Source organism: Amycolatopsis sp. cmx-8-4 (assembly GCF_046548675.1).
Lineage (GTDB): Bacteria > Actinomycetota > Actinomycetes > Mycobacteriales > Pseudonocardiaceae > Amycolatopsis.
On the sequence record NZ_JAEBDZ010000015.1, the window covers coordinates 168,885 to 180,571 of the forward strand.

The 11,687-nt window shown below is 72.2% G+C and carries 9 protein-coding genes and 1 other RNA gene; 5 read left to right on the plus strand and 5 right to left on the minus strand.

Annotated elements, in window-relative coordinates; genetic code table 11:
* The first annotated feature begins 55 nt into the window (after positions 1–55).
* Complete coding sequence (locus ACLJQZ_RS29535) at positions 56–1,801, plus strand: hypothetical protein (RefSeq protein ID WP_410623124.1); 1,746 nt, start codon at positions 56–58, stop codon at positions 1,799–1,801.
* Between the two features lie 120 nt (positions 1,802–1,921).
* Here the strand turns inward: ACLJQZ_RS29535 and ACLJQZ_RS29540 are convergent, their stop codons facing one another.
* The 5 genes from ACLJQZ_RS29540 to ACLJQZ_RS29560 all read right to left on the minus strand — a co-directional run bounded on the left by ACLJQZ_RS29540 (position 1,922) and on the right by ACLJQZ_RS29560 (position 8,233).
* The gene (locus ACLJQZ_RS29540) at positions 1,922–3,163 is read right to left on the minus strand and encodes an SLC13 family permease (protein WP_410623125.1); all 1,242 of its coding nucleotides are present in this window, start codon (positions 3,161–3,163) and stop codon (positions 1,922–1,924) included.
* A 75-nt stretch (positions 3,164–3,238) separates the two neighbouring features.
* Positions 3,239–4,354, minus strand: coding sequence for a dimethylsulfone monooxygenase SfnG (sfnG, locus tag ACLJQZ_RS29545; RefSeq protein ID WP_410623126.1), 1,116 nt, complete (start codon positions 4,352–4,354; stop codon positions 3,239–3,241).
* A gap of 57 nt (positions 4,355–4,411) precedes the next feature.
* A complete protein-coding gene (locus ACLJQZ_RS29550; RefSeq protein WP_410623127.1) occupies positions 4,412–7,207 on the minus strand; it encodes an AAA family ATPase in 2,796 nt (931 codons plus the stop codon).
* 31 nt (positions 7,208–7,238) lie between these two features.
* Positions 7,239–7,658: a hypothetical protein gene (locus ACLJQZ_RS29555; protein ID WP_410623128.1), complete on the minus strand. Its 420-nt coding sequence runs from the start codon at positions 7,656–7,658 to the stop codon at positions 7,239–7,241.
* Positions 7,655–8,233 carry a sigma-70 family RNA polymerase sigma factor gene (locus ACLJQZ_RS29560; RefSeq protein ID WP_410623176.1) on the minus strand — a complete coding sequence of 193 codons (579 nt, stop codon included), beginning with the start codon at positions 8,231–8,233 and terminating at the stop codon, positions 7,655–7,657. The genes ACLJQZ_RS29555 and ACLJQZ_RS29560 overlap by 4 nt, the downstream gene beginning before the upstream one ends.
* Positions 8,234–8,480: 247 nt before the next feature.
* Here ACLJQZ_RS29560 and ACLJQZ_RS29565 point away from each other — a divergent pair, with 247 nt between their 5' ends.
* The 4 genes from ACLJQZ_RS29565 to rnpB all read left to right on the plus strand — a co-directional run bounded on the left by ACLJQZ_RS29565 (position 8,481) and on the right by rnpB (position 11,647).
* Positions 8,481–9,149, plus strand: a complete 669-nt coding sequence (locus ACLJQZ_RS29565) for a DUF4142 domain-containing protein (protein ID WP_410623129.1) — start codon at positions 8,481–8,483, stop codon at positions 9,147–9,149.
* A gap of 8 nt (positions 9,150–9,157) precedes the next feature.
* Complete coding sequence (locus ACLJQZ_RS29570; RefSeq protein ID WP_410623130.1) at positions 9,158–9,970, plus strand: ferredoxin; 813 nt, start codon at positions 9,158–9,160, stop codon at positions 9,968–9,970.
* Positions 9,967–11,223 carry an NAD(P)/FAD-dependent oxidoreductase gene (locus tag ACLJQZ_RS29575; protein WP_410623131.1) on the plus strand — a complete coding sequence of 419 codons (1,257 nt, stop codon included), beginning with the start codon at positions 9,967–9,969 and terminating at the stop codon, positions 11,221–11,223. The genes ACLJQZ_RS29570 and ACLJQZ_RS29575 overlap by 4 nt, the downstream gene beginning before the upstream one ends.
* 29 nt (positions 11,224–11,252) lie before the next feature.
* Positions 11,253–11,647, plus strand: an RNA gene (rnpB, locus tag ACLJQZ_RS29580) — RNase P RNA component class A.
* Positions 11,648–11,687 lie beyond the last annotated feature (40 nt).

Below are 11,687 nucleotides of genomic sequence, written 5' to 3' on the forward strand. Positions count from 1 at the left end.
CCGGCTCGTGCGTAACCCACCGGCAGAGGCCTGCGGGCGGAACAGTGACGAGGACATGACGGCTAGCGCACTCACCGAGACTTCCCAGAGCGACGTCCCCGGCGACCCCGTGGCCACCACCACGACGCGGGGCTGGGGCGCGCGCCTGGCGCCGGTACTGGCCGTGCTCGCCGGGGTGGCCGCCGTCGCGGCGCACGCCACCCGCTACGGCCACTGGATCGTCGACGACGCCGCCATCACCTTCTCCTACGCCCGCAGCTTCGCCGACGGCCTCGGCCCGGTGCTGCAGCCGGGCGCGCCGCCGGTCGAGGGCTTCTCGGACCCGACGTGGATGGTGCTGCTCGGCGTCGGCAAGCTCGTCGGCCTCTTCGACCACGGCCTGCTCTTCGGCCTGCCCGACTACGTGCTGTTCCCGAAGCTGCTGGGCCTGCTGTTCACCGGCGGCATCCTCACCGCCTGCTACATCGCCGCGAAGCAGATCTTCACGCGCTTCGCGTGGCTGGCCACCCTGGTCGTCGGCCTGACGCTGGCGACGATCCCGTCGTTCGTCATCTGGGTCGTGTCCGGCCTGGAGAACTCGCTGTTCGCCTTCGCCGTCGTCACGCTGGGCGTGACGCTGTTCGTCTCGGTGAAGCGGGACAAGCTGCTGACCCCGAAGGTCGCGCTGTGGGCCGGCGTCATGGTCGCGTTCGCCGCGCTGACCCGGCCGGAAGGCCTGATCTACGCGGGCGCGTACCCGCTGGCCGCGCTGTTCCTGCTGCGGCCGGGCCTGTTCTGGAAGAGCTTCCGGCTCGCGCTGCTGTCGGTGGCCGCGTTCGCCGTCCCGTTCGGCGCGTACGTCGTCTGGCGGTATTCCGAGTTCGGCAGGCTGCTGGCCAACCCGTCGGTCGCCAAGCAACAGGGCCTGCCCGGGTTCGACGCGCTGAAGCGCCCCTTCGAACTGGCCGAGTACGCGGGCTGGGCCGGCGTGGTCCTGCTCGTGCTGGTGATCGTGTTCGCACTGGTCAAGGCGCCGTGGCGGCGTTCGCTGATCGCGCTGCTGGTGCCGCTGGGCCTCGGGGTCGTCGCGTACGGCGTGATGGTCGCCGACTGGATGTACCAGAGCCGGTTCGCCAGCCCGATCTGGCCGCTGGCGGTCATCGCCGGGACGCTGTCGGCGGGTGAGCTGCTGAAGCACCGCCGGGCGCTGCTGCGGATCGGGATCGTCGTGGTCCTGGTGGGCGCGTTCGTCCCGTCGGCCGTCGGGTTCGCCCAGGCCGCGGACAAGTTCGCGAAGAACCCGAACATCACCGCGTGCCTGGTCGCGGACCGCTTCGGCCGCGGCTTCAACACGTACGCGGACATCCTGGGCATCCAGAAGGCGTCGCTGCTGCTGCCGGACCTCGGCGGTTCGTCGATGACCAGCCGGCTCGAGCTGGTGGACATGGCCGGCCTGGTCAACAAGCCGATCGCCGACCTGGTCCACGACAACGACCTGGCCGGCCTGCGGAACTACGTGTTCGACACGGTCAAGCCGACGTTCATCCACTCGTGGGGCCCGTGGGCCGCGGGCAACGGCATCGCGCTGGACCCGCGCCTGGACCGCGACTACGTGCTGATCTACTCGTCGCCGATCGAGGGCCTGCGCAACGGCGACTGGGTCCGCAAGGACGCGGTCACGGACCCGGCCAAGCTGAAGTCGGCACAAGACTACGCGAAGGTGACGATCCCGGCGGTGGCGGCCGACCGCTTCGGCGGCCCGCTGGACGACTGCGGCGCGACGATGAAGCCGGGCCAGACCCTGACGGTCCCGAACCCGTAACCCGCGTGACCCGGCCCGTCACTCGCGTGATCGGGCCCGTGACCAGCGTGATCGAGGCCGGAACTCGCGAGTTCCGGCCTCAGTCACGTGAGATCCGGCCGCGATCACGCGGGTGACGGATTACGTCGCGACGGTGAGGCCCAGCCACAGGGCCACCGTCGCCGCGGCCAGGCACAGCGGTGTCGTCAGGGCCCCCAGCGTGTGGAACGTGCGGGCCGAAGGGTGCCGCGGGAGCGCTCGGCGCCACAGCAGCGTGGCCAGGGAGCCCAGGTAGCTCGCGTTCGGGCCGATGTTGACGCCCAGCAGCACCGCCAGCAGCACACCCGGCGCCGGGTGCGTGCCCAGGACCGACAGCAGGATCAGCGTCGCCGGGAGGTTGTTGACCAGGTTGGCCAGCAACGCCGCGACACCGGCCGCCAGCAGGAGGTCCACCAGGCCCGTCGACGTCGGCAGCACGTCGCGGAGCAAGCCGCCCAGCAGGTGTTCCGACACCGCCTCGACCACCACCGCCAGGCCCAGCACGAACAGGCACAGCTGCGGCGCCGCCTCGCTGATCAGCTGCCACGGCTTGATCTTGCCCCGCGCCAGCGCGCGCACGCCGAGGACCAGCGCCGCGGCCGTCGCGATCCAGACCGGCTCGACGTGGCCCAGCGGGCCCAGCCCGAAGCCGACCAGCGTCAGCGCCAGGACGACCAGCGCGAACGTCGGCGTCTCCAGGTGCTGCCGCGGCTCGGCCGTCTCCTGTGGCTTCAGGTCCGTGGCGAAGAACCGCAGGAAGACGAGCAGTTCGATGCCGATCGTCACCAGCCACGGCAGTGCCATCAACGCCGTGAAGCCGGCGAACGTCAGCCCGGACGCGGCGAAGGCCAGCAGGTTGGTCAGGTTGGACACCGGCAGCAGCGTCGACGCCGAGTTCGCCAGGTGCACGCAGGCGTAGGCGTGCGGCCGCGCGGGCATCTTCAGGCTCGACGCCGTCGCGAGCACCACCGGCGTCAGCAGGACGACGGTGGCGTCCAGGCTGAGGACCGCCGTCACGCCGGCCGCCGCGGCGAACGTCAGGACCAGCAGCCGCCGGGGCCGGCCGTGGCACGCCTCGGCGAGACGGTTGCCGAGCCAGTCGAACACGCCGTCCACACTGGCCAAAAAGGACAGCAAGAGGATCGCGGCGAGGAAGCCGAGCGTCGGCAGGATCTCGACGGCCCGGTGCCCGGCCGCGGCCGGGCGCACCAGTCCGAACAGGAGCGCCAGCCCCGCCGCCGGCACCGCGGCGACCGCTTCCGGCCAGCCGCGCGGCCGGACGATCGCGAAGACCAGCACCCCGATCAGGAGCACCAGGCTCGCGGCACCCGCCCAGAAGTTCACCAGTTCACGCTAGCCGGAGTGCCGTGAAGGGCACCCTCAGGGACCTGGTTTCCCTGAGGGTGCCCTTCAGGACGTTCAGACGCCCAGGGGTTCGGGGGTGGCGGCGCCGCGGGCGAGGTCGCGTTCCTTCTCCCGGATCACCGGCAGCACGTGCTCGCCGAAGTGCTCGACGTCCTCCAGGTAGTGCAGGAACCCGAGCAGCAGCAGGTTCGCCCCGCGCCGCTTGTACTCGATGGCGCGGTCGGCGATCTGTTCCGGCGTGCCGATCAGCCGGGTGCGGAAGCCGTCGTTGTACTGCACGAGGTCCTCGAACTCCGAGTCCGCCCACATGCCCTTGGTGTCCGAAGTGGACTTTCCGGCCTGCTTGACGGCGTTGCGGAAGCCCTCGACGGCGGGGCGATTGGCCTTGTCGACGATCTCGCGCAGCACGGCCTTCGCTTCGCTCTCGGTCTCCCGGGCGATGAGGAAGCCGTTCAGCCCGAATCGGACGGTGTGGTCGTTCTCCGCCGCGTACCCGTTCACCTCCGCGACCTGCTCGCTGAAGCCGTCGAAGTCCTTGCCGTTGCTGAAGTACCAGTCCGAGACGCGCCCGGCGAGCTTGCGCGCCGCCGTGGAGTTGCCGCCCTGGAAGATCTCCGGGTGCGGCGTGACGACCGGCTTCGGCTTGATGTCGAAGTCGTGGATCCGGTAGAAGTCGCCGCGGAACTCGGCGTGGTCGCTGGTCCAGAGCTCCCGCAGCACGCGGATGAACTCCTCCGACCGCCGGTAGCGCTCGTCGTGCTCGAGCCACGCCTCGCCCAGGCCGGTGAACTCGTCCTTGAACCAGCCGCTGACGACGTTCACGGCCGCGCGGCCACCGGAGATGACGTCGGCGCTCGCGATGAACTTCGCCAGCACGCCGGGGTGCCACAGGCCCGGGTGCACGGCCGCGATCACCTTCAGCCGCTCGGTGGCGAGCAGCAGCGCCAGGCTGAACCCGGTCGACTCGTGCTGGTAGGCCGCGCCGTAGCTCGCCGTGTAGCGCACCTGGGAGAGGGCGTACTCGAACCCGTTGTTCTCGGCGAGCACCGCCAGTTCGCGGTTGTACTCGTAGCCCCAGTCCGTGCGCTGCTCGATGTCGCTCGTGACGAGCCCGCCGCTCACGTTCGGGACCCAGTAGGCGAATTTCAGAGGTTCTTCGGGCGAAGACATGGCCCGAGTAGAGCAACGACGCCAGGGGCGGTCAACGCGCGTCCACGCGGTGGGACTTCACCCGCCGCGGTGGGACTTCGCCAGTGCGCCACCGAGTTCCGCGCGGCCCGGGATGCCCAGCTTCCGGTACGCGCCCGACAGGTGCAGCTCGACCGTGCGCCGCGTCAGGTGCAACGCCGTCGCGATCTCGCGGTTGGTCAGGCCCTGCGCGGCCATCACGGCGATGCGGCTTTCCTGGCGCGTCAGGCCGTGCTCGTTGTCCTTCGCCGGGGTCAGCGCGCGCCGCGACGAGCGCAGCTCCTCCGCCGCGCGCCGCGCCAGGGGGCGCGCGCCGCAGTGCTCGCTCAGCTCGACGGCTTGCCGCAGCGTCTCGATGGCCTTTTCGGACTGGCCGTGGCGCGACTGCAGCGAGCCGAGCTCGGTCAGCGCCGTCGCCAGCTGCAGGCGGGCCGGTGACGCGCTCAGCGCCGTGATCGCCTTGGTCAGGGACCGCTCGGCTTCGTCGTCCTCGCGGACGAGCCCGAGCGTCGTGAGTGCCGTGCCGAGCGGCCGCGCCGCGCCCCAGCGGGTCGCCGCGGACAGGTCCTCTTCGGCCAGCCGGGCCGCGTCCTCGGCCTGGCCGAGCGCGAGTGCCGCGCGGGCCGCGTGCGCGCGCCACGGCACGAACCCGGGGAACCGCATGCCGTGGTGGGCGAGCCGCCGTCCGCAGCTGAGCAGGTCCTCGAAGCCGAAGCGGGTGTAGCCGGTGGCGACGCGCAGGCGGCCGCGCGCGTAGAGGAGGTAGGTGTGGGTGAACAAGCCCTGGCTGGCGACGAAGTCCATTCGGTCCAGCAGCGACGTCGCCGCCTCGAACCGGCCCAGGTCGACCCAGCACTCGACGAGCTTGGCCGCGCACAGCACGCCGACCGGGCACGTCGTCGTCGCGCCGCGCTCGTCGAACCGCCGCAGCAGCGACTCGAAGTGGACGCTGGCCCGCTGCAGGTCGCCGCCGGCCTGCAGCGCGATCCCGCGGGCCAGGGTCGGCAGCGCACCCTGCGGCACGTGCACGTCCCACGGCTCGCGCTCGACGTCGAGGATCCGGCACAGCCGGTCGACGTGGGCCGGTTCGTCCGCGAGCACCGCGGTGGCCAGCGTGAAGAAGTAGTGCTGCTCGAACAGATCGCCGTCATCGTCCCCTGCCAAGGCGTCGGCGAAGTGCGCGATGGCGTCCTGCGCGGACTCGCCGCTGCGGACGGTGTCGAGCGCCAGCAGGGCCGAGCGGCTCCGGCGGGCGGCCGGGTCGGTCAGCGGCGCCCACTGCTCCTCGAAGTCGCGGAACTCCGGCGGCGGTCCGAGGCGGCTGCCGGCCTCGGCGAGGTAGGTCATGCTCAGCAGCGGCCCGACGGCGTCCGGGCCGCCGGCGTCGAGCCGCGCCGCGATCTGGCCGGCCGCGCTGATCGCGAGCCGGGCGTCCTGACCGCCGCACAGCGAGAGCAGCATGGCGTTGGCGATGAACGCGGCGGTCTCGCGGCGGCCGATGTTGTCGACGGCCTCGCGCACCCGCACCGCGGCCGCGGGCGGGTCGACCTGGAACTCGGCGTGCGCCAGCTGCAGCAGCACAGCCACCCGCCGCCCGGAGCTCAGCCGCTCGTCGAGCGCGCGCCGCAGGTGCCGCGAGGCCAGTTCGGCCTCGCCCGCGAACAGGGCGTTGCGCGCGCTCAGCCGCAGCACGTCGACCCCCCAGGGGATCCGGATCGCGGTGGCCTCGAGCAGGTGCGCGGCGACGCGCTCGATCGGCGCGCCGGTCTCCGCCAGCAGCTTCGCCGCCCGCGCGTGGTTGACCGCCCGCGTCGTCTGCGGCATGTCCTTGAGCACGGAGTTGCGGACGAAGGAGTAGGACAGCACCGGCCGGCTGCTGTTGTCGAGCACGTGCAGCCGGACCATGGTGTCGATCGCCGGCAGCGCGTCCAGTTCGTCGACGCCGGCGAGCTGGGCCAGCAGGTCGAAGCTCGCGTCCTCGCCGGCGATCGCGGCCGCGTGCAGGATCGCGGGGGCGTGCGGGAACTCGTGCATCCGGGTGTGGAGGACCTGGCCGATCAGCGACGAGCCGAGCGCGTGCGGGTCCGCGCCGGGCAGCAGCCGCGGCCGCAGCGCGTGCAGCAGGTACGGGTTGCCGCCGGTGGCCTCGCGGCAGGTGGACGCCAGCTCGCCGGGGGCGAGGCCGAGGATCTCCGCGGCGGCCGCGTCGCCGAGGCCGTTCAGCGTGATCGTGGCCGGCGTGCAGCCCGCCATCTCCAGCAGGGCCACCTCGCGGTGGGGCGGGTGCCCGATCAGGGCGGTGAGGATGATCAGCACCGGCAGGTCGAGCACGCGGTGCCGGATGTAGGCGAGGCACCGCATCGACCAGGCGTCGGCGAGGTGGACGTTGTCGATGCCGAGGAACAGCGGGCCGCGCCCGGCCGCGTCGCGGACGAGGTGGAAGAAGTGTTCGAGCGCTTCGCTCTCCCCGGCGGGCCCGCACTGCTCGGTGTACGGCGTGCGCGGGGCGGCCGGGTCGGCGGTGACGTTCTGCAGCGCGTCGGCCAGCTGCCGGGCCACCCCGCCGGGCAGGTGGCTCTCGAGCCGCGACCCGGTGGCGATCGCGACGGTGAAGCCCGAGTCCGCGGCCAGCGCCGCGGCGGCGCGCAGGGTGGCGCTCTTGCCCATGCCGAACTCGCCGACCAGTACCGCGCTCGCCGCCGTGCCGCCCAGCGCGACCGGGAAGAGCCTGGTCAAGCGGCTGAGCTCGGGCTCGCGGCCGGGGAGCCGCGGAGCCGGACGCTTCGGTACCGAAGCCCCGCTGACGGGGTTCTCGGGATTTACTTCGGTATCCACCGTAAGGACTTTCATGTTGGGTTCGGGCAGACTACCGGTAACCGGCCGATCTCGGGAGAACCCGCAGGTGGGCGCCGGTGCCGGCGACGAACCGAGCAGGGGAGACGATGGACGCAGCGGTTGCGAACCCGTCCTTCCCGAAGGTCGCGCCCGTCGCGCACAGGGCCGTCACGCCGACGCCCAGGGCCAGCAGCAGGAGCGTGCCGGTCGCCGAGCCCGGCCGCCGGCCGCCGAACCGGCACGACTTCCGGCGTGGGGCCGTCCCGTCACCCGGGGGCAGGTAGCCGAGCTCGGCCGCCCGCGCGAGCGCGCCGGTCACCGAGCGGAACTCGGCGACGCGGACCCGGCAGCGGGCACACCCGCTCAAGTGCGTTTCGAATTCCCCCGGATCGTCGAGGACGCCGAGCCCGTAGGCCGCGGCGTCCCGGTGCACTCCTTTCCCCGCCCTCATCGCACCGCCATTTCCCCGAGCGCCTTCCGCAATTGCCGCATCGCCGTGTACAACCGCGATTTCACGGTTCCCTCCGGAATTCCGAGAATGGTCGCGGCCTGGCGAACGGTATTTCCGGCGAGGTACGTCTCGGAGATGACGGACTGGTATTTCTCGTCCAGCTCCGTCAATGCGCGGGAAATCGTTAGTGCCGCTAACGAACTGTCGGTGCGGTCGGCCGACTCGGCGTTGTCGGGGATCTCCAGAGCGACCTCCTGCGGACGTACCCGGCGATTCCGCCAGCCGTCGATGACGATCCGGCGGGCCACCGTGAGCAGCCAGCCCCGCAGCATGCCGGGCTCGCGCTCGAGGGTGTCGGAGTGTTGCCAGGCGCGGATCATGGTCTCCTGCACCACATCCTCGGTCCACTGCCGGTCGTAGTTGGTGAGGGACAACACCTGGCTGAACAACGTTGCGCGGAAGTTCTTGTACAGCAACGGAACCAGGTCGTCGACCGGGTCCGCTGCGAGGACGGCCACGGTGGCGGACGAGGAGGGGCCGGCGTGGCCGAGACCTGTTCTGCCCGGTGCTTCCATAAAGCTCGCAACCTCACCTGACTGGCGGACCGTAAGGGTCAGCAGAGCGTAGCGCAGAAATACTTGATAGGCCATATGCATCAGTTTCTCCGGCTATTCGGCTCCCGGTCGTCACGGCGTGTGCCCGTAGCCGGTTCAAAAATTGTCTTGTGATGCACGTCACAGTCACTAAAAGGTGACAACGAGAACCGTGTCGCACCTTTCACGCGTAGCTCCCGGTAAGGACTACTCCACGAGGGGACACGGAATGCCGCTCCGATTCGCAGCACTGTTCGCGGCCACCGCCGCGCTGCTGCTCGGCGCCGTTCTCCCGGCCGCCGCCGGGGAGCTGCAGCAGACCGACCGCACCCTGCTGACGCGGCTGAAGCAGCACACCCTGTGGGCCGTGCCGGCCAGCCGGCTGGCGGCCGAGCGCGGCACCAACCGCCGCGTGCGCGACGTCGCCGCCCGCATCGCCGACGACCAGGCCCGCCTCGACGTCGCTCTGGGCGCGGCCGCCGACCGGGTCGCCATCACGCTGCCCGCCGAGCCGACGGACCAGGAACGCGCCTGGGCGGACGAGATCGCCGCGGCTTCCGGTGACGAGTTCGACCGCGCCTACGTCAACCGGCTGCGCGCCGAGTACGGCGATCTCTTCGCGCTCGCCTCCGACGTCCGCGCGGGCACCCGGGACGACGACATCCGCGCGTTCGCCCAGACCGCCGTCGACACCGCGCTCGGGCACCTGACGCTGCTGGAGAGCACCGGCCTCGCCGAGACGACGTCCCTGCTCGTCTCGGCCACCGAAGACGACACGCTCGACGGCGGCGACATCGCGCTCGGCTCGGTCCTCGTCGCCTTCGCCGCCGCCGCCACGTTCGGCCTGCTCCGCCTGCTCGGAACCCCCGCCACGACCCCGCCGCGCACCCGGAGGTAAGCCGCTCCATGTCCTTGTCAGCCGCGCTGAACACCGTGCCGTCGCCGCACGACGCCGGGATCGCCGAGGCCGCCGCGCTGTCCGGCCGCCTCACCTACCTCTGCATGTGCCTCACCCTGTGCTGGGGCGTCCTGGCCGCCGCGGGCTGGGTCCGCCGGTTCAGCGGGCAGGACGCGCTGCGCACCGGCCACGTCGTGCTCGCCGCGTTCACCCTCGCCACCGGCACCCTGCACGGGCTGACGTTCCTGTTCCTCGACGACTTCCGGGACGACGACTCGTTCGGCTTCGCCGATCTGCTCCTCCCGTTCTACGACGGCACCACCCGGCACGCGCTCGGCATCGTCGGGTTCGAACTGGTCGTCGCGGTCTCGGTGACGGCCGGGCTGCGCCGCGGCGCCCGCGAAGGCCGATGGCTCCGCTTCCACCAGCTCGGCTACCCGGCGATCGGCCTGCTCGCCGCGCACGCCTGGCTCGGCGCGGTCTGGAGCGGCCACCTCGCCGTCGTCTGGCTCGCCGGGATCACGTTGCTGGTCCCGCCGGTCGTGCTCTCGGCGCTGCGCGTGCTGCCCGCGTCGGCGCTCGTGCGCGCCGGGCTGATCGCGCCGGTCCCGGACGCGGACACCTTGCGCGTCGACGTCGACAGCCACCTCTGCCACTCCTACGGCGTCTGCCAGTCCGAGGCGCCCCAGGTCTTCCGGCTCGGCCACAACGGCCGGCTGGAGTACGAGAAACGGCCGGAGGCCCGGCTGACACCCCACGTCCGGGCCGCCGCCCGCGCCTGTCCCATGCGAGCCATCCACCTGGTGGGAGCCATCCGATGAGCGAACGGATCGTCATCGCCGGAGCCGGCCTCGCCGGCCTGCGTGCCGCGGAGCGGGTGCGCGAACTCGGGTTCGACGGCGAGGTCGTCGTCATCGGCGCCGAGCCCGACATCGCCTACCACCGCCCGGCGCTGTCCAAGCACCTGCTCACCGGCGCCGTCAGCCGCGCCGACACGCTCCTGGCCGACCCCCTCGAAGTGGACGCCGAGTGGCGCTTCGCCACCGCCGTCACGGGCCTGTCGCCGAACCGCCAGGTCGTCCACCTCGCCGGTGAGGAACTGCGCTACGACGGGCTGATCATCGCCACCGGCGTCGAACCCCGCCGGATGCCGGGCGCCCCGCACGGCCACCAGCGGGTCGTCGTCGTCCGGACGCTGGCCGACACGATCGCCCTGCAGCGCGCGCTGGCCACCGGCCCCGGCCCGGTCGCCATCGTCGGCGACGGCTTCATCGGCTGTGAAGTCGCGTCCAGCCTCCGGGAGATGGGCCGCGACGTCGTCCTCATCGGCCGCGCGCGGGCGCTGCTGGCCGACGTCCTCGGCCCCGACATCGGCGAGTGGCTCACGGCGTTGCACACCGCCCGCGGCGTCCGCCTCGAGCTCGGCACCGCGGTCCGGCGGTGGCGGCCCACTGCGATGTCGGTCGGGATCGAGTTCACCGACGGGCGCGCCCTCGACGTCGCCTGCGTCGTGGTCGCCGTCGGCAGCGTGCCGGCGGTGTCGTGGCTGCGCGGTGCCAAGCTCCCGCTGGACGACGGCGTCGTCTGCGGGCCGACGTGCCACGTCGTCGGCTCGCGGACGATCGTCGCGGCCGGCGACGTCGCCCGCTGGCCGAACCTGCGCTTCGACCCGGTGCCACGACGCGACGAACACTGGCTCAACGCGGTCGAGATGAGCCGCGCGGCCGCCACGAACCTCCTCGCCGGGCCCCAGGGCTCGCCGGCGTACACGCCGGTGCCGCGCTACTGGTCCGAACAGCACGGCGTCCGCATCCAGGTCGCCGGCCGGCCCATGCTCGGCACCGACACGGTGCTGCTGGAGTCTCCGGCGCCCGGCACCCGCCCGATCACCGGCTTCGTCCGGGACGGCGCGCTCGTCGGGCTGATCGGCCTCGACAGCCCCGCCGCCGTCCTGCACTGGACGGCCGAGCTGGCGCGGCGGCGGCGGTCACCCGACGGGGACCCCGCGCCCGAGATCGTCCGCCCGCGCCACGGCGGCGACCGCGACCACAGCGGCGCCGTCGCGGGGTGGTGAGCGCGCCCGGGTACGATTCCCGGCGCGGACGAGCTGGCAGGGCGGTCGCGGGCCGGGGTGACCCGGCTCGAGGAAAGTCCGGACTCCACAGGGCTGGGTGGTTGCTAACGGCAACCCGGGGTGACCCGCGGGAAAGTGCCACAGAAAACAGACCGCCCCGGTTCTCGGACCAGGGGTAAGGGTGAAACGGTGGTGTAAGAGACCACCAGCGTCCCGGGTGACCGGGACGGCTAGGTAAACCCCACCCGGAGCAAGGCCAAGAGGGAGCTTCGGCTCCTGCGCAGGCGTTCGAGGACGGCCCGTCCGAGTCTGCGGGTAGGCCGCTGGAGCCTGCCGGCGACGGCAGGCCGAGATGGATGACCGCCGCCCCGCGAGCCGCAAGGCGACCGGGGAACAGGATCCGGCTTACACGCCAGCTCGTCCGCACCCCGTCGTGAGTGTTCAGGGCGGTTCTAACCGCCCTG